At 57.2% G+C, this 20,339-nt stretch carries 16 protein-coding genes and 1 tRNA gene; 5 read left to right on the top strand and 12 right to left on the bottom strand.

The features are described from left to right. Positions 1–47 precede the first annotated feature (47 nt). The 9 genes from typA to E6W33_RS03665 all read right to left on the bottom strand — a co-directional run bounded on the left by typA (position 48) and on the right by E6W33_RS03665 (position 11,350). Positions 48–1,883: a translational GTPase TypA gene (typA, locus tag E6W33_RS03705; protein WP_136414465.1), complete on the bottom strand. Its 1,836-nt coding sequence runs from the start codon at positions 1,881–1,883 to the stop codon at positions 48–50. 98 nt (positions 1,884–1,981) lie between these two features. Then, positions 1,982–2,920: a tRNA pseudouridine(55) synthase TruB gene (gene truB / locus E6W33_RS03700; protein WP_136414463.1), complete on the bottom strand. Its 939-nt coding sequence runs from the start codon at positions 2,918–2,920 to the stop codon at positions 1,982–1,984. Positions 2,921–2,964: 44 nt separating this feature from the next. Beyond that, positions 2,965–3,354, bottom strand: a complete 390-nt coding sequence (gene rbfA / locus E6W33_RS03695) for a 30S ribosome-binding factor RbfA (protein ID WP_136414461.1) — start codon at positions 3,352–3,354, stop codon at positions 2,965–2,967. Positions 3,355–3,471: 117 nt separating this feature from the next. Further along, positions 3,472–6,297, bottom strand: a complete 2,826-nt coding sequence (infB, locus tag E6W33_RS03690) for a translation initiation factor IF-2 (RefSeq protein WP_136414459.1) — start codon at positions 6,295–6,297, stop codon at positions 3,472–3,474. A gap of 47 nt (positions 6,298–6,344) precedes the next feature. Beyond that, on the bottom strand, positions 6,345–7,904 hold the full coding sequence (nusA, locus tag E6W33_RS03685) for a transcription termination factor NusA (protein ID WP_136414457.1): 1,560 nt from the start codon (positions 7,902–7,904) through the stop codon (positions 6,345–6,347). Further along, complete coding sequence (gene rimP / locus E6W33_RS03680; RefSeq protein ID WP_136415669.1) at positions 7,901–8,386, bottom strand: ribosome maturation factor RimP; 486 nt, start codon at positions 8,384–8,386, stop codon at positions 7,901–7,903. The genes nusA and rimP overlap by 4 nt, the downstream gene beginning before the upstream one ends. A gap of 269 nt (positions 8,387–8,655) precedes the next feature. Beyond that, a complete protein-coding gene (gene rluB / locus E6W33_RS03675) occupies positions 8,656–10,254 on the bottom strand; it encodes a 23S rRNA pseudouridine(2605) synthase RluB (RefSeq protein WP_136414455.1) in 1,599 nt (532 codons plus the stop codon). Further along, complete coding sequence (gene scpB / locus E6W33_RS03670; RefSeq protein WP_136414453.1) at positions 10,214–11,116, bottom strand: SMC-Scp complex subunit ScpB; 903 nt, start codon at positions 11,114–11,116, stop codon at positions 10,214–10,216. The genes rluB and scpB overlap by 41 nt, the downstream gene beginning before the upstream one ends. 157 nt (positions 11,117–11,273) lie before the next feature. After that, positions 11,274–11,350: transfer RNA gene (locus E6W33_RS03665), tRNA-Met, on the bottom strand. 150 nt (positions 11,351–11,500) lie between these two features. Between E6W33_RS03665 and E6W33_RS03660 the strand changes: the two genes are divergently transcribed. Continuing rightward, on the top strand, positions 11,501–12,076 hold the full coding sequence (locus E6W33_RS03660) for an NUDIX hydrolase (protein WP_136414451.1): 576 nt from the start codon (positions 11,501–11,503) through the stop codon (positions 12,074–12,076). A 93-nt stretch (positions 12,077–12,169) separates the two neighbouring features. On the opposite strand, the gene E6W33_RS03655 is transcribed toward E6W33_RS03660, so the two are convergent. Beyond that, a complete protein-coding gene (locus tag E6W33_RS03655; RefSeq protein ID WP_136415667.1) occupies positions 12,170–13,372 on the bottom strand; it encodes an ammonium transporter in 1,203 nt (400 codons plus the stop codon). A gap of 183 nt (positions 13,373–13,555) precedes the next feature. Between E6W33_RS03655 and aat the strand changes: the two genes are divergently transcribed. The 4 genes from aat (at position 13,556) to E6W33_RS03635 (ending at position 17,336) form a co-directional block, all read left to right on the top strand. Continuing rightward, positions 13,556–14,278, top strand: a complete 723-nt coding sequence (gene aat / locus E6W33_RS03650) for a leucyl/phenylalanyl-tRNA--protein transferase (RefSeq protein ID WP_136414448.1) — start codon at positions 13,556–13,558, stop codon at positions 14,276–14,278. Between the two features lie 76 nt (positions 14,279–14,354). Next, the gene (locus E6W33_RS03645) at positions 14,355–15,107 is read left to right on the top strand and encodes an arginyltransferase (RefSeq protein WP_136414446.1); all 753 of its coding nucleotides are present in this window, start codon (positions 14,355–14,357) and stop codon (positions 15,105–15,107) included. Between the two features lie 81 nt (positions 15,108–15,188). Next, the gene (locus E6W33_RS03640; protein ID WP_136414444.1) at positions 15,189–16,232 is read left to right on the top strand and encodes a quinone-dependent dihydroorotate dehydrogenase; all 1,044 of its coding nucleotides are present in this window, start codon (positions 15,189–15,191) and stop codon (positions 16,230–16,232) included. A gap of 60 nt (positions 16,233–16,292) precedes the next feature. Then, the gene (locus E6W33_RS03635; protein ID WP_136414442.1) at positions 16,293–17,336 is read left to right on the top strand and encodes an aldo/keto reductase; all 1,044 of its coding nucleotides are present in this window, start codon (positions 16,293–16,295) and stop codon (positions 17,334–17,336) included. A 94-nt stretch (positions 17,337–17,430) separates the two neighbouring features. On the opposite strand, the gene clpA is transcribed toward E6W33_RS03635, so the two are convergent. After that, the gene (gene clpA / locus E6W33_RS03630) at positions 17,431–19,731 is read right to left on the bottom strand and encodes an ATP-dependent Clp protease ATP-binding subunit ClpA (protein WP_136414440.1); all 2,301 of its coding nucleotides are present in this window, start codon (positions 19,729–19,731) and stop codon (positions 17,431–17,433) included. Continuing rightward, a complete protein-coding gene (gene clpS, locus E6W33_RS03625) occupies positions 19,728–20,036 on the bottom strand; it encodes an ATP-dependent Clp protease adapter ClpS (protein ID WP_136414438.1) in 309 nt (102 codons plus the stop codon). Before clpS ends, clpA begins: the two co-directional genes overlap by 4 nt. Positions 20,037–20,339 lie beyond the last annotated feature (303 nt).

Raw genomic sequence — 20,339 nt, 5'->3', positions numbered from 1 at the left:
GCTCATGCGGCCAGATCAGCCGCCCGATACATTCAGGACGTTTGCGATTATGCTGCGTCGCGCGATGCCTTCTTGCGCTCGTGCTCTTTCAGGTAACGCTTACGCAGGCGAATGCTCTTCGGCGTGATTTCGACAAGCTCGTCATCCTCGATGAACTCCACGGCATATTCGAGCGACAACTGGATTGGCGGTACCAGACGCACTGCCTCGTCGGTGCCGGAAGCACGCACGTTGGTGAGCTGCTTGCCCTTGATCGGATTGACGACCAGATCATTGTCGCGCGAGTGAATGCCGATGATCATGCCTTCGTACACCGGATCGTTGTGGCTGACGAACATGCGGCCGCGATCCTGCAACTTCCAGATCGCGTACGCAACCGCCGCGCCATCATCCTGGGAAACCAGCACGCCGTTGCGACGACCAGCCAATTCACCCTTGGAGGTATCAACTGGAGCGTATTCGTCGAAAATGTGGCTCATCAAGCCGGTACCGCGGGTCAGCGTCATGAACTCGCCCTGGAAACCGATCAGGCCGCGCGCAGGAATGCGGTATTCGAGACGTACACGGCCTTTGCCGTCCGGTTGCATGTCTTGCAGATCGCCACGGCGACGGCCCAGCTCTTCCATCACCGCGCCCTGGTGTGCTTCTTCCACGTCGATGGACAACATCTCATACGGTTCGTGGCGTACGCCGTCGACCATTTTGAACACCACGCGCGGACGGGAAACCGCCAGCTCGTAACCTTCACGACGCATGTTTTCAATCAGAATAGTCAGGTGCAATTCACCACGGCCAGACACTTCAAACGTGGTGTCGTCACCAGTATCGGTAACACGCAGCGCCACGTTGGATTTCAATTCACGATCCAGGCGGTCACGGATTTGACGGCTGGTAACGTACTTGCCTTCACGCCCGGCCAACGGCGAATTGTTGACCATGAAATTCATGTTCAAGGTTGGCTCATCCACCTTCAGCATCGGTAACGCGTCCGGCGTATCCACGGCGCATACCGTAGTACCGATGCCCAGCTCTTCAATACCGTTGATCAACACGATATCGCCAGCAGCCGCTTCGTCCACCAGCACCCGTTCCAGACCCTTGAAATTCAGTACCTGGTTGATACGCGCCTTGCGCGGTGTGCTGCCCGGACCGTCCATGATGACCACGTCTTGCAGAGCTTTGACGCGACCACGGGTAATGCGGCCGATACCGATCTTGCCGACGTAAGAGTTATAGTCGAGCGAAGAAATCTGCAACTGCAACGGGCCGTCCGGATCATCGTCACGCACCGGCACGTGCTGAAGGATCGCATCGAACAGCGGATTCATGTTGCCGCCACGTGCTTCCGGGTCGAGGCTGGCGTAACCGTTCAATGCCGATGCATACACCACCGGAAAGTCGAGCTGCTCATCGGTTGCGCCCAGTTTGTCGAACAATTCAAAGGTCTGGTTCACGACCCATTCGGTACGTGCGCTCGGGCGGTCCACTTTGTTGACCACGACGATGGGCTTCAAGCCCAGCGCCAGCGCCTTGCGGGTCACGAAGCGGGTCTGGGGCATAGGGCCATCGACCGCATCAACCAGCAGCAACACCGAATCCACCATCGACAGAACGCGCTCCACTTCGCCGCCGAAGTCGGCGTGGCCCGGCGTATCGACGATGTTGATATGCGTGCCTTCGTACTCGACCGCACAGTTTTTCGCCAGAATCGTGATCCCGCGCTCTTTTTCCAGATCGTTGGAATCCATGACGCGAGTATCGACCTGCTGGTTTTCGCGGAAGGTGCCGGACTGGCGCAACAACTGGTCGACCAGGGTGGTTTTGCCGTGGTCAACGTGGGCGATGATGGCGATGTTGCGCAGAGCGCGTTTGGTATTTGACATAGTGGTTTAGTGCAAGATTCGGGGAACCAAACAGTATAGCATGCCGGCTCGCCTCAACCTTAATAAAAGTATTGAAATTTCAAAGAGTTGCGGCGCATTTACGCATTTGCCGCGGTTGCGACCAGGCGTTCCGGAGCAAGCACGCCATATTCCATCAACTGCGCAGTACCGAGCAGGCAACCATCACCCTCACGATAGACGCGCACGCGGCCGAATTCGGCAGGAAATGCGACGTTTTCCTTCCCCAAGGCTAGACGCTGACCGTGCAGGAAACGTTGCGCCAAGGCGTCCGGCAACACCACCGCCGAGAAGGACGACAACAATGCATCCACTGCCGCGAGCCGACCGGTCCGTTCATGTTCCGGCGTGTCGGCTAGCGCCTCAAGCGTCACGGCATGTTCAACGGACAAGTTTCCCACGCCGGTTCGACGCAACGCTCGAAGATGCGCGCCACAGCCGAGCGCAGCGCCGATATCCTCGCCCAGTACGCGTATGTAAGTCCCCTTGCTGCACGTCACACGCAGTGTCAGGAAGGGCACCTGATAGTCCAGCAACTCCAACGTATGAATCGTCACCCGCCGCGCTTCGCGTTCCAGAGTCACGCCTGCCCGCGCGTATTCATATAAAGGCTTGCCATCACGTTTGAGTGCCGAATACATCGGAGGAACCTGATCGATTTCACCACGAAACTTGCCCAAGGCGGCCTCGACCTCCTCGCGCGTGACACTTACCTCACGTTCTGCAGTCACCACACCTTCGGTGTCGCCCGTCTCGGTGGTAAGGCCAAGATGGACAAGCGCTTCGTAAGTCTTGTCCGCATCCAGCAGATCCTGCGAGAACTTCGTTGCTTCGCCAAAACACAAGGGGAGCAGGCCGGTCGCAAACGGATCGAGCGTGCCAGTATGCCCTGCCTTTTGCGCATTCAGCAGCCGCTTGGCCTTGATCAGCACGTCGTTGCTGGAATGGCCCGCGCCTTTGTCCAGCAGCAATACGCCATGCACGGGCACGCGGGTTTTCTTGGGCGATATTTGCGCCATAGTAAAAAGGAAAATGCCGCGCGATTCCGCCCGACATGAAAGACTCAGTCCGGCTCCGAGTCCTTGGAGCGGGTCGCATTCGCTTCGTCGATCAACTTCGACAATTCCATGCCACGCACCGTCGACGTGTCGTGCACGAAATGCAGTTCGGGAATGGTGTGAATCGTCAGGCGTCGTCCCAACTGACCGCGAATGAAACCAGCCGCTTTGCGCAGGCCGGACAGCGTGTTTTGCACCGCTTCCTCGTTGTCGACCAGCGTGGTGAAAAACACCTTCGCGTGCGCGTAATCCGGAGTGACCTGGACTTCGGTAATGGTAATCATCCCGACGCGAGGGTCCTTCAGTTCGTAGGCAATGATTTCCGCCAGATCGCGCTGAATCTGGTCCGCCACCCGCACGCCGCGGCCCGGGATGGATTTGCTGTGTTTAGCCATGATGATGCAACCTTTGAGCCTGTTATGAAGCAACCTGCACCGCGGGACCTCGTCGCGAGGCCCCGGGATTGCGGTTGCGTGTTCACCGGACCGGCAAAGCTGCCGGCCGCAGCCGGCTTACAGGGTACGCGCGACTTCCTGGATCTCGAAGACTTCCAGCTGATCGCCTTCCTTGATGTCATTGAAGTTCTTCAGCGACAAGCCGCATTCGAAGCCGGACTTCACTTCCTTCACATCATCCTTGAAGCGCTTGAGCGAATCGAGTTCGCCGGTCCAGACGACCACATTGTTGCGCAACAGGCGAACCGAAGCGCCACGCTTGACCATGCCGTCGAGCACGTAGCAGCCCGCAATCGCGCCGATCTTGCTGACGAGGAACACCTGGCGGATTTCCACCAGGCCCAGCGTCTGTTCGCGCTTCTCCGGCGCCAGCATGCCGGACATCGCGGCCTTGATCTCGTCCACCGCATCGTAAATGATGTTGTAGTAGCGAATATCGATGCCGCTTGCTTCCGCAAGCTTGCGCGCGGCAGCGTCTGCACGGGTGTTGAAGCCGATGATGACCGCCTTCGAGGCCACGGCCAGGTTGACGTCTGACTCGCTGATGCCGCCGACTGCGGCATGCACGATCTGCACGCGCACTTCGCTGGTCGACAATTTTTGCATCGAGTGAACCAGCGCTTCCTGCGAACCCTGCACGTCGGCCTTGATGATCAACGGCAGATTCTTCACCTCGCCCTCGGCCATTTGCTCGAACATGTTTTCCAGCTTGGCCGCTTGCTGCTTGGCCAGCTTCACGTCGCGGAACTTGCCTTGACGGAACAAGGCGATTTCGCGCGCCTTGCGCTCATCCGCCATGACCATCACTTCCTCGCCGGCAGCCGGCACTTCGGTCAAGCCCTGGATTTCGACTGGAATCGACGGCCCGGCCTCGGAAATATTTTTGGCGTTTTCATCCAGCATCGCCCGCACGCGACCGTATGAAGAGCCTGCCAGCACCACATCGCCACGCTTCAAGGTACCGGACTGAACCAGTACTGTCGCCACCGGTCCGCGGCCCTTGTCGAGCTTCGCTTCGATGACGAGCCCCTTGGCATTCGCGTCGATCGGCGCGGTCAGTTCCAGCACTTCCGCCTGCAGCAGAACGTTTTCCAGCAGATCGTCGATGCCCTGCCCCGTCTTGGCGGATACCGGGATGAACGGGGCATCGCCGCCGTAGGCTTCCGGCACGACACCTTCGGTGACCAGTTCCTGCGTCACACGTTCGGTATTGGCACCCTGCTTGTCGATCTTGTTGATCGCAACCACGATCGGAACGCCAGCCGCCTTCGCATGGGCGATCGCTTCCTTGGTCTGGGGCATCACGCCGTCGTCGGCCGCCACCACCAGAATCACAATGTCGGTCGCTTTCGCGCCGCGTGCACGCATTGCTGTAAATGCCTCGTGGCCCGGCGTATCGAGGAAGGTGATGATGCCGCGCGGTGTCTCGACGTGATACGCGCCGATATGCTGTGTAATGCCGCCTGCTTCACCCGCTGCCACTTTGGCGCGGCGGATGTAGTCGAGCAGCGAAGTCTTGCCGTGGTCGACGTGGCCCATCACGGTCACCACCGGAGCGCGCGGCAATGCTTCGGCATCGGGATGCGTGGCGCCGACTTCTTCCAGCATGGCTTCGGGGTCGTCGAGCTTGGCGGCAAATGCCTTGTGGCCCATTTCTTCCACGAGGATCATCGCGGTTTCCTGGTCCAGCACCTGGTTGATCGTGACCATCTGGCCAAGCTTCATCAAGTGCTTGATTACTTCGGAAGCCTTGACTGCCATCTTGTGCGCCAGCTCGGCGACGGTAATCGTCTCCGGCACGTGCACTTCCTTCACCACGGCTTCGGTCGGGACCTGGAAATTGGATTCGCGCTGGTCATCATGGCCATGTCCGCGACGTCCCTTCGGGCCGCTGCGCCAGCCGTCGCGGCCGCCCGGGGTCGTTGCCGCACCGTTGCCGCGCGTCTTGAGGCCGCCGCGTTTTTTCGCAGCATCATCCTGCCAGGTTGAAGAGACATTGGCCGACTTGATCGACTTCTTGTCACCGCCCGCCGGTTTCTTTTCTTCTTTTTTGTCAGTCGGCTTTTTCTCGGCCGGCTTGTGCAAGGTGCCTTCTGCCGCCTTAGCAACCGGTGCTGCCGGAGCAGGCTCAGGCGCCTTCATGACCTTGCGCGGCGCGCTCATCATCGCCTTGATCTGCGCGACTTCGTCAGCCACCATCTTGCGCGCGCGCTCGGTCGCGGCCGCTCTTTCGGCAGCCGCCTTGGATTCCTGTTCGGCCGCTTTCTTCTTGGCCTCTTCGTCGGCCTGGCGCGTCTTCTCTTCAGCCGCAGTCAATTCCGCTTTTTGCGCCTGAGCTGCCGCCGCGACCCGCTCGGCCTCTTCAGCCGCCTGGCGTTCGCGCGCGGCCCGCGCCTGCGCTTCCTTCTCGGCTTCCAGCTTGGCCAGATGCTCTTGCTTTTCACGCAGTTCCGCTTCCTGACGCGCGATCAGCTCAGCCTGTCGGCGCGCCTCTTCCGCCCGACGTGCCGTTTCGGCTTCATCGACAACCGGAGCAGGAGCTTCCACCGCTGTTGCCGGCGCTTCTTCAAGCGTCGGCTCGTCGCGTTTGATAAACGTGCGCTTCTTGCGAACTTCAACCTGGATCGTGCGCGACTTGCCTGTGGCGTCGGCCTGCTTGATCTCGGTTGTTTCCTTGCGCGTCAGCGTAATCTTCTTTTTCTCGCCGTCGGGGGACGCGCCATGTGCGCGGCGCAAGTGATTCAACAGCTTATCCTTGTCGTCTTTGGACAATGGATCGGACGCCGAACTCTTGTCGACGCCTGCAGCACGCAGTTGCGTCAACAGCAGGTCTGCGGGCATCTTCAGTTCGGTGGCAAATTGGGCTACGTTGTTACTCGCCATTCAGTCCTCTTTTCTATGTGGCTCAGATGATAGTGGAGCGTTGCGGATCATTTAGTCTCGGTCAGCTCCCGCGCTTTCGCCTGCAAGGCGCGCGCCCGGTCATCGTACTTGGCGTCGATGAGCCGCATTTCATCATCCGTCACATCCTCAAATTCATTTTCAATCAATTGACGCGAACGCTCGATCGGCAATGCCAGAATCGCGCCGAATTCGTCATAGGCTAAACCGGCAAACGCTTCCAGCGTCTTGATCCCGGCCAAGCCCAATTTGCCGGCCGTGACACGGTCGATGCCGTCCAGGTTGACCAGCTCGTCCGTCATGCCTTCCAGGCCCTCTTCCGAGGCAATCGCTTCAGTCACCAGCGCGTCGCGTGCGCGATTGCGCAGCTCGTTCACGGTGTCTTCATCGAATGCTTCGATATCCAGCATTTCGGTAATCGGCACGTAGGCAATTTCCTCCAGGCTGGAAAAACCTTCTTCCACCAGAATGTCGGCAACTTCCTGGTCGACATCGAGTTTCTCCATGAACACGGCACGGATCGCGGCAGCTTCCGCAGCGGATTTATCCGCGGACTCTTCGGCCGTCATGATGTTGATCTGCCAGCCGGTCAACTCGGATGCAAGCCGTACATTCTGCCCGCCGCGCCCAATGGCAATCGCCAGGTTTTCCTCGTCAACGACTACATCCATTGCATGCTTTTCTTCGTCGACGACGATCGACGAAACATTCGCTGGCGCCAGTGCACCGATCACAAACTGCGCCGGATCTTCTGACCACAGCACGATATCAACGCGCTCGCCCCCCAATTCGCCCGTCACCGCCTGCACGCGCGAGCCGCGCATGCCGACACAGGTGCCGATCGGATCGATGCGCTTGTCGCTGGTAAATACTGCGATCTTCGCGCGTACGCCCGGGTCGCGCGCCGCCGATTTAATCTCCAGCAAGCCTTGTTCGATTTCCGGCACTTCCAGCTCGAACAGCTTCATGATGAATTCCGGCGCCGTGCGGGACAGGATCACCTGCGGACCGCGCGCATTGCGATCAATACGCAGGATATATGCGCGAACACGATCGCCGATACGAAGGTTCTCTTTCGGAATCATCTGGTCGCGCGGAAGGCGCGCTTCGATCTTACCGGATTCAACGATGGCATCGCCACGTTCCATGCGCTTGATGGTGCCGGTAACGAGCGAGTCGCCGCGCTGCAGGAAGTCGGCAAGGATCTGTTCGCGTTCGGCATCACGAATACGCTGCAGGACGACCTGCTTGGTATCCTGCGCAAAGCGGCGACCGAAATCGACGGATTCGATCGGTTCTTCGATGTAATCATCGACTTCGATATCCGGAATCTGTTCCTTGGCTTCGAAGTGCAGCACCTCCTGGTCGGGCAACTGCAGACCGGCCTCGTCGGGCACGACATGCCAGCGGCGGAAGGACTCGAACTCGCCGGTTTCGCGATCGATAGAAACGCGCACATCGACGTCGCCCTCGTAGCGTTTCTTGGTCGCTTGCGCGAGCGCATGCTCGAGCGCTCCGAAGACGATTTCCTTATCGACGTTTTTCTCTCGTGCCAGCGCATCGACCAACAACAATACTTCACGACTCATGCTTTGCGACTCCTAAAGTCCACTTTCGGCACCAGGCGTGCCTTGTCCACATCGGCGAGCGTAAAATCGAGCATCGCCGGCCCATCTTTTCCTTCAAATTCCAGCTTCAGCGTTTCGCCGTCCGGCATATGCAAAACACCTTGAAACGACTTGCGATTTGCCGCACCCGGCATAGGCATCCGCAACTTCACGACCGCTTCCTGTCCCGCAAAACGCGCATAGTCGGCCAGTTTCTTCAGCGGGCGATCCAGCCCAGGCGACGAAATCTCGAGCCGCTCGTAATTCGCGTTTTCCACCGTCAGCACATGGGATAACTGATGACTGACCTTCTCGCAGTCCTCCACCGTAATGCTGCCCTTGTCTGCATCTTCGGGCGGGAAGTCGATGTATACGCGCAGCAGTCCATGAGCAGCCTGTTCGAAATCGACCAGCTCATAGCCCATACCAACGACAGTTCTTTCAATTAAATCCAACAACCGCAAAACCATTCTCCGTAGCGATCCAAGTCGGGGCAAACACACGCAGAATCCGTTGAAGAAAAAAAAAATGGGCATCTGCCCATCTTTTTTATCGCTCCAGCCCATGCGGGTGTAGTTCCCGACAAGCACTCTTGCGGGCCGACTTTTGTTAACTCTCTAATTATAAACAATTATTTGGTGCATCGCAATGGCAATAAGGCCCCTCCGCAGAACAGAGGGTCAAATAATTTCAAATCAGAAGTTTTCGCGCCGAGCCAACCGGCCGGCGCCACTTAACCGCGTGATCGCCGGCGCACAATTGCGTGCATTCCTATTCCGGCACGAGCCTGTCCGCCACCTGTTCGTGCCTGCCCGCCGCCTCCGCGACGGGGTTGCCCCGCATCAGGGAACCCAAGTGCGGTTTGCAGCGGATCCGGCTGACGGCTGCGCTGCGCTCCCTGTCCGCGGCTGTTGCCGCGAGCCGGGCCACGCTTTTGCCCCTGACTCTTGTCAAAACCGTTGCCATTGCCGTTGCGATCGACCGCCTGACGCTCGGGACGTGCCTTGCCCGGAGTCGAACCAGCAGCCTTTTCAAGGCCGCTCAGTGCCATCAAATTGCGTACGGCTTGCTCGTCGAGCTCCTCCCACCGACCGCGCTTCAGATTACTGGGCAAGGTCAATGCGCCATATCGGGTCCGGATCAGACGCGATACCGTCAGGCCCACGGCCTCAAACATTCGGCGCACTTCGCGATTGCGTCCTTCGCCAATAGTCACGCGATACCAGCGGTTCGCTCCTTCCCCGCCACCATCGGAGATCTTTGAAAATTGCGCGACACCATCTTCGAGCTCAACACCACTGAGCAGCTTCTGGCGCATGCCTTCTTCGAGTTCGCCAAGCGTACGCACCGCATACTCGCGCTCGATGCCATAACGCGGATGCATGAGGCGATTCGCCAGGTCACCCGAGGTCGTAAAGAGCAGCAAGCCCTCGGTATTAAAGTCGAGTCGGCCGACAGCAAGCCATTTTCCCGCTTTCATCGTGGGCAAGTGCTCGAATACGGATGGACGCCCTTCGGGGTCGCTATGGCTCACGATTTCGCCCGCCGACTTGTGATAAACAAGAACCCGCGGCGGACGCTTGCTGATCTTGCGCTGAATGAGCTTGCCGTTGATGCGCACCTGGTCGGTCGGCAGAATCCGCTGACCGATGTGCGCCGGCTCGCCATTGACGGACACCCGCCCGGCAATGATCAATTCTTCCATGTCGCGACGTGAACCGAGGCCGGCATCAGCCAGCACCTTGTGCAATTTCGGCGCATCGTCTTCGGCCGTCAGATCGCGCCGAACGGTCTTCACTGCCGCCTGGCCGCGACGCGCACCTTTCGCATCTTCGTCCGCAACGGAGCTGTCAAATGCATCGGAGGTAACAAAGGAAAATATGTCGTCGTCGTTGCCACCCTTGGCGCGCGGCTGTTGCGCCTTGTTGGCGGAATTAGCCTGCTTGCCCCTTTGCTTCTGGGCCGGCTTTCCCTTTTGACGCTCGTCTCGCTTGCGTCCATCCACGGCTTTCCGCTGGGTCTTGCCCGTATCAGGCGCCGTATCAACAGCAGATGCCTGTTCGCCGGCACCTTCCGATGCAACTTCCTGGGTGGGAGAGCCATCGGCGTCGGATTGGCGCGGCGATCTTGCACGCCTCAGGCTGCGCGGACCACGTACGCCACGTTTGGCGGGCTTCTTCTTGCCTTCCTCCGCTTGAGCGGAGCCGGAGGAAGCGCTATCTGGCGTCAGATCGTCGCTCTTGCCGGAGTCCGCGCTTGCGGAGGAATCGGTGGTTATGGCCACTGGCGTCTCATCGTGGGTAGGCAGATTCATCGTTCGGTTCTTGATCATGCTGGCTTCTTGTTGCGATGTCGTCTTGCGCCTCTTCTATGGGCGCGACATCAACGGAAGGGATCTCTTCCGCTTCGGATTCCGAAGAAACAAGCGGTATAGAGTCGGCATCGCCAAAAGAATTCGATTCTTCCGCGACGGTTGGCACAAATGCCTCAAGGCCGGTATTAATCGCCTCGGCTGCTTCGGGATTCTGTGCGGTTTCGGTTTGCGCGTCTTCTGCGCATGGCTGCCCTGGAAATTCCATAGCGGCCTGGTCGAGGCTGGATTGCATCCCGCTTTCCAGCGCCTGCATTTCCGGCAACATGCCCCCCTGGACCTCTTCTTTCGCCACGTCCTGCAAAGGCGGCAGTTGATCGAGCGAGGTCAGTCCGAGGTCATCAAGAAACTGTTTGGTAGTTGCAAACAACGCCGGGCGCCCTGGCACATCCCGATGCCCGATCGCCTCGATCCAGCCCCGGTCTTCGAGCATCTTGATGGTCTGCGAATTAACAGTCACGCCGCGAATTTCTTCGATATCGCCGCGCGTCACAGGTTGCCGGTATGCGATGATGGCGAGCGTTTCAAGGGTGGCGCGCGAATACTTCGGGGGTTTTTCCGGATTCAGCCGTTCGAGATACTTCTTCATTTCGGGGCGGCTCTGAAACCGCCAACCAGTCGACAGACTGACGATCTCGATACCCTTGTCAGCCCAGTCGTTGCGTAATTCTTCGAGCATCGACTTGATAGTGTCAGCGCCGATCACTTCTTCACCGGCGTCGCCGTTTTCCGCATAGAGCTTCTTCATGTCGTTGATCGACAGAGGCTCATGGGCGCAAAGCAATGCCGTTTCGAGGACTTTCTTCGCCTCAATAGTATTCATTTTTATGCGTCTTGTTTTTTACTAACAATGTGCAGAATTTTCGTCAACGACAGGCATCTGACGATGTCGTCCGGTTAGAGAACCAGTTGATACTATTCCGACGCCCAGATTTATTGGAGGTTTAATGGCGGGCGGGAATTTATAAGACTTAAAGACTTGGTTGCGGGGGCAGGATTTGAACCTGCGACCTTCGGGTTATGAGCCCGACGAGCTGCCAGACTGCTCCACCCCGCGTCTGAAGGCATGAAGTATATCCGGTATCGGCGATCAACGCAAATGCAATATTGATTGCCGTGCGCGATGATACACTTGCGATGCGGCTCTTCGAGGGCCATGCACACTCTCAACCGGCCACGATCAACATTATTAATCGCATACTCTTTTATGAAATTCTGCTCAGAATGCGCGCATCCTGTTTCGCTGCTGATTCCGCCCGATGACAATCGTCCGCGGTATGTATGCGAACAATGCGGCACGATTCACTACCAGAATCCGAAGATGGTGATCGGCTCTATTCCAGTTTGGGAACAGAACGGTGAAACGCGAGTCCTGCTATGCAAGCGTGCTATCGAGCCGCGCCATGGCTACTGGACACTGCCGGCGGGTTTCATGGAAAACAATGAAACGACGGGTGAGGCCGCCATGCGCGAAACACTGGAGGAGGCCGGCGCACGCATCGAACTGCATGAGCTATTCTCCCTGCTCAACGTGCCGCATGTGCACCAGGTACATATGTTCTATCGCGCCACTCTCCTTGACCTGGACTATCAGGCGGGCGTCGAGAGCCTCGAAGTCGAATTGTTTTCGGAAGCACAGATACCTTGGGAAGACATCGCCTTCCCAACTGTCGCGCACACGCTGAAGTTTTTCTTTGCAGACCTCGCGCGCATTCGCGGCGAAGGCGGCGCATATTCCTTGCATACGCGAGACATTCTGAAGCCGATGCGGCCAAGCGAATAAACCTGCCGCCCCGGTGAATCCGCAGTCGAAAAAAGGAAGGGCAGCGTTTTGCTGCCCTTTTTTTCATTTCGGCAAACCGCCAATAACGCTCAACTACCAGCTTGTCTCGCGCTCCGCAGTCGCACTGATCTTATGAATCGACAGGTCTGCTCCGTCGAATTCCTGTTCTGGATCAAGTCGAATGCCAACGACTTTCTTTAAGACGCTGTAAATAATTGCCGATCCAATCAAGGCGATGCTCACCCCCATGATCGTGCCAATCAGCTGAGACATGAAGGAAACGCCGCCGACACCCGCGAACGCCTTCTGTCCGAAAATGCCCGCCGCGATGCCGCCCCACACACCGCACAGCCCATGCAAAGGCCAGACGCCAAGCACGTCGTCGATCTTCCATTTGTTCTGCGTGCGCGTAAACATCCAGACAAAGATTGCGCCCGCAATCCCGCCGGTGATCAACGCACCGAGTGGATGCATCAGGTCCGATCCTGCACAAACCGCAACCAAGCCCGCAAGCGGCCCATTGTAGGCGAACCCAGGATCGTTCTTGCCCATCAGGACCGCGACCAGTGTTCCACCCACCATGGCCATCAGCGAGTTCAGCGCCACCAAGCCGTTCATTTTGTCCAGCGTCTGCGCGCTCATTACATTGAAGCCGAACCATCCCACTGTCAGGATCCATGCGCCAAGCGCAAGGAACGGGATGTTTGAAGGCGGATGCGCGGCGACCGCTCCATCCTTCGAATAACGACCACGCCGCGCTCCCAACAGCAGCACCGCAGGCAAGGCGGCCCAACCGCCCACTGCATGCACCACCACCGAACCGGCGAAATCATGAAACTCTTCGGAAAACGCTGCCTTGAGCCACGCCTGGATGCCGAGTTGATGATTCCATGCGATGCCTTCGAAAAACGGATAGACAAGGCCAACCAGGAGCGCTGTCGCAAACAATTGAGGATAAAACTTCGCGCGCTCAGCAATGCCGCCGGAAATAATGGCGGGAATCGCAGCCGCGAATGTCAACAGGAAGAAAAACTTCACTAGCTCAAAACCATTCTTTGCCGACAATGCGTTCGCATCCGTAAAAAAGTCGATGCCGTAGGCGACGGTATATCCGACGAAAAAATAGGCAATCGTGGATACCGCAAAATCGACTAAGATTTTGACCAAGGCATTGACTTGGTTTTTCTTGCGTACAGTACCGAGTTCCAGAAATGCAAACCCGGCATGCATCGCAAGAATCATGATGGCACCGAGCAATATAAATAATGCGTCGGTACCGGTTTTAAGCGCGTCCATGCGGAAGATCTCCCTATAAGTGTGCAAAATAATGACGATGGACAACACATAAGCAAAAATCATTCCGTTTTGGTGCGGAAATACAAGGTATTGAATTTCAAGGATTAATTTTCACGAAATGCAAAAAACACGAGTTTTTGCACTGATAGTGTGCGGAACCATGGTCCAGTTTGGGGAGGCGCAATGATTCCCTGGCTGGATGCACGCTCCCCCTTTCCCGACGTTTCCAAAGCACTGACCGATGCCGATGGCGCACCGGGTTTGCTCGCTGCCGGTGGAGATTTGTCGCCACGGCGTTTGCTGGAAGCCTACCGCCACGGCATTTTCCCCTGGTTTTCGGAAGGCCAGCCGATCCTTTGGTGGAGCACCGATCCCCGCATGGTCTTGCTGACCGAACGTTTTGTCATCTCCCACAGTCTGAAAAAGACGCTGAAGAAAGTCGACAACAGCATGCGCACCGATAAGCGCTGGGAAATTCGCTTCGACAGCGCATTCGAGCAGGTGATGCGCGCATGCGCAGAACCGCGCAAGGATAGTTCAGGCACGTGGATATCACCGGACATCATTCGCGGTTATGGCGCACTGCACCGTCAAGGCTATGCACACTCTTCGGAGCTGTGGCTCGATGGCGAACTGGTCGGAGGCGCGTACGGTGTCTGTATCGGAAAAATGTTTTATGGCGAGTCGATGTTTGCGCGTGTGTCCGACGCGTCCAAAATCGCTCTCGCCTATCTGGTGCATTTTCTTCATGCGAATGGGGTGACGCTGATCGACTGCCAGCAGGAGACGTCCCACCTTGCCTCACTGGGCGCTTCGCCGATACCGCGGAAGGAATTCATCGCGCATCTGCGCGAGGCCGTCGATCTGGCCCCGATAGAAAAATGGCAACCGCTGCCATTATTTTGAGCACGCGGAAAAAATCCCTTATGTCCTCCATGACATAGGGTGTAAATTATGACTATCGCAGTCCGGCTATCTGCATATGACGCATCTTAAAGACCTGCCCTTTGCCACCTTGCAGTTCTACGCAACGGCTCCGTATCCCTGCAGTTATCTCGACGGCCGGCAGGCGCGCTCACAAGTCGCGACGCCCTCGCACCTCATCAACGCCGATGTCTATTCCGAATTGGTCAAGAATGGATTCCGTCGCAGCGGCATCTTTACTTACCGCCCGTATTGCGATGGATGCCAGGCGTGCATTCCCGTGCGGGTCAAGGTGAAGGAGTTTTCCGCCAATCGCAGTCAGCGCCGCGCATGGAAACGTCATCAGGATCTGACGACCTGGGTCACCAACCTGGCCTACGTTCCGGAACATTATGAGTTGTACCTTCGCTACCAGGCGGCACGCCACGCAGGCGGCGGCATGGACCAGGACAGCCGCGACCAATATGCGCAGTTTCTGCTTCAGAGCAAGGTCAACACGCGCCTGGTCGAATTCCGTGAAAGCGACGGTATGCTGCGCATGGTCAGCATCATCGACATCCTCAACGACGGCCTTTCATCGGTGTATACCTTTTACGACCCGGATGTGGAGGGTGCGTCGTACGGGACCTTCAACGTGCTGTGGCAAATTGAACAGGCCAGGCATCTGGACATGTCCTACGTGTATCTCGGTTATTGGATCAGGGACAGTCAGAAAATGGCTTACAAGGTCAATTTCAAGCCGCTGGAAGCACTTCAACGAGGCAGATGGGTAGAATGGCACGCCGACCATCAGTCCGCCAGCGGTCGTTAACAAGTTGCAAGAGTAAAATAGCGCCTTCCGCGGCGGCGCATGAATGGCGTCCCGCACGCCATTGCCTAATTCTTGAGTGTCATGTCCAACAAGCTCCTCTACGCGCTCGCCCGCCCTTTCCTGTTCTCGCTTGATCCCGAAACCGCGCATAACTTCACCTTGCCGGCGCTGAAGCGTGCCGCCAGTCTCGGCCTGACTCAGCTTATCGCGCGCCCCGCGCCTGATCCGCGAACGGTCATGGGCATTAACTTTCCCAATCCCGTTGGACTGGCGGCCGGACTGGACAAGGATGGCGGCTATATCGATGGGCTGGCGGCGCTTGGTTTCGGCTTCATCGAAGTGGGCACAGTGACTCCACGCGCCCAACCCGGCAATCCGCAGCCGCGCATCTTCCGCCTGCCTAAAGCGCGTGCGGTGATTAATCGCATGGGATTCAACAACGGCGGCGTCGATGCGTTCGTCGCCAATGTGCAGGCATCGAAGTTTTACCAGAACAAGGAAGGCATCCTCGGTCTCAATATTGGCAAGAACGCGGATACGCCCATCGAACGCGCCGCCGAGGATTATTTGCATTGCTTGGAAAAGGTCTACCCGTATGCGAGTTACGTGACCGTCAATATCTCGTCCCCCAATACGAAAAACCTCCGGCAATTGCAGGGCGGCTCCGAGCTGGACGCCTTGTTGTCGCAACTCAAGGACGCACAGCATCGCCTTGCGGACCGTCACATGCGCTACGTGCCGATTGCACTCAAGATCGCACCTGATATCGACAGCGAGCAGATCAAGACTATCGCTTCCGCCCTGCTTCGCCACAAGATGGATGCGGTCATTGCCACCAATACCACGATCACGCGCGATGCCGTCAAAGGGCTGCCGCACGCGGAGGAGACCGGCGGTTTGTCCGGTGCGCCGGTATTTGAACCATCGAACAAGGTGATTCGTGGCCTGAAAGCGGAATTGGGCGATGCAATTCCGATTATCGGTGTCGGCGGAATTCTGTCGGGACAAGATGCGCAGGCCAAGATCGACGCCGGCGCATCGCTGGTCCAGCTCTATACCGGGCTGATCTACCGCGGCCCGGCCTTGGTCACGGAGTGCGCAGCAGCCTTGCGCAAATCGCGTTAAAGTTCTGTCACGTTCGCCGAACCAGGCGAATGATCTCCCGAACTAAACCGATACCCGTACATGGAAAAGATTACTCTCGGCACCAGCGATCTGAACGTTTCCAGGATTTGCCTTGGCACCATGACCTTCGGTGAGCAGAACACCGAAGCCGACGCGCACAGTCAACTCGATTATGCGATCGAGCGTGGCATCAACTTCATCGATACTGCGGAAATGTACCCGGTGATGCCACGCGCCGAAACGCAAGGACGTACCGAAGCATACATCGGCACCTGGCTGAAGAAATCCGGCAAGCGGCGCGATGTCGTTCTGGCGACCAAGGCCGCCGGCCCTTCACGCGGAATAACATGGATACGCAATGGCGAAAGCGATTTCGACGCTGTCAATCTGCGGGCCGCTGTTGACAGCAGTCTGAAACGCTTGCAGACGGATTACATCGATCTCTACCAATTGCACTGGCCCAGCCGCAATGCACCGATTTTTGGCCAGATCGCGTTCAATCCGCAAAAGGAACGCCCCCACGCGGCAATTGAAAACACCTTGGAAGCACTTGCGGATCTGGTCAAGGCTGGAAAAATCCGCCACATCGGCGTATCAAACGAAACGCCGTGGGGCGTATGTGAATTTGTCAAGCAATCCGAGTCCAAGGGCTTGCCACGCATCGTATCCATTCAAAATGCGTACAACCTGTTGAATCGCAGCTTCGAATCGGGTCTCGACGAAACCTGCTTCCGCGAAAATGTCGGGCTGCTCGCGTACAGTCCGCTCGGTTTCGGCCAGCTGTCGGCCAAGTATCTCGATAGTCCGAAAGCACATGGTCGCCTGACCATTTTCCCGCCAAGCTGGAGCCCTCGCTACCTGCGTGACTCGGTAGCGAAAGCCGTGAAACTTTACGCCGCCCTGGCGCGAAAAAATGGCATGACGCCGGCGCAGCTTGCACTGGCATGGTGCCATTCGCGCTGGTTTGTTGCATCGACAATCATTGGTGCCACCACCATGCAGCAATTGCAGGAGGATATTGACGCGTTCTCCGTGACCTTATCCGATGAAGTGATTAGCAACATCAACACCATTCATTCCGAAATCGCGAACCCGGCCCAATAGGTCCGGGCCTGCCGCAACAGCCCCCTGCACGTAAAAACGTAAAAAAGCCCGAATCCACTTGAATGGATTCGGGCTCGTTTGAAGCCAGACCAGCCTATTCGACTTCCAGCGTTTCTTCGGGTGCCGGCGGAGGCGATGCATCGCCTTCCGCGAAATCGAGCTTGATTTGCTCGTTTTCGTCCAGGTCGACCGTCACACGTCCGCCGGATACCAGGCGGCCGAACAACAACTCGTCTGCCAGTGCTTTGCGGATCATGTCCTGGATTAGCCGTGACATCGGTCGTGCGCCCATCAGCGGATCGAAACCCTTGCGCGCGAGGAACTTGCGCAAGTTCTCCGTGAAGATCGCCTCGACCTTCTTCTCGTGCAGTTGCTCCTCGAGCTGCATCAGGAACTTGTCCACCACACGCAGGATGATTTCCTCGTCCAGCGCCTTGAAGCTGATGGTGGCATCCAGCCGATTGCGGAATTCCGGCGTGAACATGCGCTTGATGTCCGCCATTTCGTCGCCGGCTTCCTTCTTGTCGGTGAAGCCGATCGAGCGCTTCTGGAGGCTTTCGGCGCCCGCATTTGTGGTCATGATGATGATCACATTGCGGAAGTCCGCCTTGCGACCGTTATTGTCGGTCAGCGTGCCATGGTCCATCACCTGCAGCAGGATGTTGAAGATATCCGGATGCGCCTTCTCGATTTCGTCAAGCAGCAGCACCGCATGCGGCTTCTTGGTGACCGCCTCGGTCAGCAGACCGCCCTGGTCGAAACCGACGTAGCCCGGAGGCGCGCCAATCAAACGGCTCACGGCGTGACGCTCCATGTACTCGGACATGTCGAAGCGGATCAGCTCGATGCCGAGGATGAACGCCAACTGCTTCGCTACCTCGGTCTTGCCGACACCGGTCGGACCGGAGAACAGGAACGAGCCGATGGGCTTGTCCATCTTGCCCAAACCGGCGCGCGCCATCTTGATCGCCGAACCCAAAGCCTCGATGGCCGGATCCTGCCCGAATACAACATTCTTCAGATCGCGCTCGATCGTCTGCAGCTTGGTGCGGTCGTCCTGATTGACGCTCTGCGGAGGAATGCGCGCGATCTTTGAGATGATGTCCTCTATCTCCGACTTGCCAATCGTCTTCTTCTGCTTCGACTTCGGCAAAATGCGTTGCGCGGCACCCGCCTCGTCGATCACATCAATCGCCTTGTCAGGCAAATGGCGGTCATTGATGAATCGCGCAGCAAGCTCCGCAGCCGATGTCAGGGCCGAGGCCGAATATTTCACGCCATGATGCTCTTCGAAGCGCGACTTCAGCCCGCGCAGGATTTGCACCGTCTGCTCGACAGTCGGCTCGTTCACGTCGATCTTCTGGAAGCGACGTGACAGCGCATGGTCCTTCTCGAACACACCGCGGAACTCGGTGTAGGTTGTTGCGCCAATGCACTTTAGCTGGCCGCTCGAGAGCGCGGGCTTCAGCAGATTGGATGCGTCCAGCGTTCCGCCGGATGCGGATCCCGCACCAATAATGGTATGGATCTCGTCGATGAACAGTATGCCGTGCGGGTTATCGCGCAACTGTTTGAGCACCGCCTTCAAACGTTGTTCGAAGTCGCCGCGATATTTGGTACCAGCCAGCAACGCCCCCATATCCAGCGAATAGACAACCGCGTTCTGCAATACTTCCGGCACATCGCCCTGCGTGACGCGCCATGCCAGCCCTTCCGCAATCGCGGTCTTGCCAACGCCGGCCTCACCAACCAGCAAGGGGTTGTTCTTGCGACGGCGGCACAAGGTCTGGATCACGCGCTCAACTTCGGCTTCGCGGCCAATCAGCGGATCGATCTTGCCTTCGGCAGCCAGCTTGTTCAGATTCTGGGTGAATTGGTCGAGCGGACTTTCCTTCTGCTGACCTTCAGCCTGCGCATCTTCCGTACCTTCCGGCGCTTTCTGCGAATCGAGCTGCTGATCCTTGCGCACGCCGTGGGAGATGAAATTCACCACATCAAGGCGAGTGACGCCTTGCTGATGCAGGTAATACACGGCGTGTGAATCTTTTTCACCGAAGATGGCGACAAGCACGTTGGCGCCGGTCACTTCCTTCTTGCCGTTGGACGCGGATTGCACGTGCATGATCGCACGCTGAATCACGCGCTGGAAACCGAGTGTCGGCTGCGTGTCGACCTCGCTGGTTCCCGGCACTGTCGGCGTATTGTCGCTGATGAAATTCGTCAGCGTTTTGCGCAGGTCTTCAATATTGACGGCGCATGCGCGCAATACTTCCGCGGCTGATGGGTTATCGAGCAACGCGAGCAGCAAATGCTCGACTGTAATGAACTCGTGTCGCGCCTGGCGGGCTTCGACAAAAGCCATGTGCAAACTAACTTCAAGTTCCTGCGCAATCATGCTTCCTCCATCACGCATTGCAAGGGATGTCCTGCTTTTCGAGCGTGGGTTAAAACTAATTCTACTTTAGTGGACGCTATGTCTTTTGGATAGATGCCACACATACCTTTTCCGTCGCGATGAACCTTAAGCATGATTTGCGTCGCGGTTTCACGATCTTTATTAAAGTACTCCTGAATGATCGCTACGACAAATTCCATGGGCGTATAGTCATCATTTAAAAGCAGGACCTGGTACATCGGCGGCGGCTTCAGCTTCTGCTCTTGCCTAGCAAGGACCGTACCGTTTTCATGCTGAGTTGCCATACGTCTGATTCTAATGGGTTCAACTTTGCCGAATTCGCAAAAGTAAGGGTATTCCAACTAGGTATTGATATTACGCTTTTTCCGCGTAATTCGCAGATGATGCTTCGGCCGCTGAATTCAAGAACGTCGAGCCGAGGATTCCTTGTAATATGTCAAAAATGACCAGAAAACCGCCTTGACTTTTATAATTTTTGCAGGAACAATGGTACTTATTGACAATGATAGCGTTATGGGATTGTCAATAGAAGTGAGCAGGTTTTAGGAGGGGGCGGCAGCGTGACGCGAGGCTTCTTGCTTATACGG

Source organism: Herbaspirillum sp. ST 5-3, assembly GCF_004804275.1.
Taxonomy (GTDB): domain Bacteria; phylum Pseudomonadota; class Gammaproteobacteria; order Burkholderiales; family Burkholderiaceae_D; genus Noviherbaspirillum.
The sequence above is the reverse complement of the archived record's forward strand: the minus strand, read 5'-3'. Positions and strand labels throughout refer to the sequence as shown.

What these genes read in the sequence shown, in the direction of transcription:
- typA (WP_136414465.1), bottom strand. Translation starts at nt 1,883, where the DNA reads ATGTCAAATACCAAACGCGCTCTGCGCAACATCGCCATCATCGCCCAC.
- truB (WP_136414463.1), bottom strand. Translation starts at nt 2,920, where the DNA reads ATGGCGCAAATATCGCCCAAGAAAACCCGCGTGCCCGTGCATGGCGTA.
- rbfA (WP_136414461.1), bottom strand. Translation starts at nt 3,354, where the DNA reads ATGGCTAAACACAGCAAATCCATCCCGGGCCGCGGCGTGCGGGTGGCG.
- infB (WP_136414459.1), bottom strand. Translation starts at nt 6,297, where the DNA reads ATGGCGAGTAACAACGTAGCCCAATTTGCCACCGAACTGAAGATGCCC.
- nusA (WP_136414457.1), bottom strand. Translation starts at nt 7,904, where the DNA reads ATGAGTCGTGAAGTATTGTTGTTGGTCGATGCGCTGGCACGAGAGAAA.
- rluB (WP_136414455.1), bottom strand. Translation starts at nt 10,254, where the DNA reads ATGATCAAGAACCGAACGATGAATCTGCCTACCCACGATGAGACGCCA.
- scpB (WP_136414453.1), bottom strand. Translation starts at nt 11,116, where the DNA reads ATGAATACTATTGAGGCGAAGAAAGTCCTCGAAACGGCATTGCTTTGC.
- E6W33_RS03660 (WP_136414451.1), top strand. Translation starts at nt 11,501, where the DNA reads ATGAAATTCTGCTCAGAATGCGCGCATCCTGTTTCGCTGCTGATTCCG.
- E6W33_RS03655 (WP_136415667.1), bottom strand. Translation starts at nt 13,372, where the DNA reads ATGGACGCGCTTAAAACCGGTACCGACGCATTATTTATATTGCTCGGT.
- aat (WP_136414448.1), top strand. Translation starts at nt 13,556, where the DNA reads ATGATTCCCTGGCTGGATGCACGCTCCCCCTTTCCCGACGTTTCCAAA.
- E6W33_RS03645 (WP_136414446.1), top strand. Translation starts at nt 14,355, where the DNA reads ATGACGCATCTTAAAGACCTGCCCTTTGCCACCTTGCAGTTCTACGCA.
- E6W33_RS03640 (WP_136414444.1), top strand. Translation starts at nt 15,189, where the DNA reads ATGTCCAACAAGCTCCTCTACGCGCTCGCCCGCCCTTTCCTGTTCTCG.
- E6W33_RS03635 (WP_136414442.1), top strand. Translation starts at nt 16,293, where the DNA reads ATGGAAAAGATTACTCTCGGCACCAGCGATCTGAACGTTTCCAGGATT.
- clpA (WP_136414440.1), bottom strand. Translation starts at nt 19,731, where the DNA reads ATGATTGCGCAGGAACTTGAAGTTAGTTTGCACATGGCTTTTGTCGAA.
- clpS (WP_136414438.1), bottom strand. Translation starts at nt 20,036, where the DNA reads ATGGCAACTCAGCATGAAAACGGTACGGTCCTTGCTAGGCAAGAGCAG.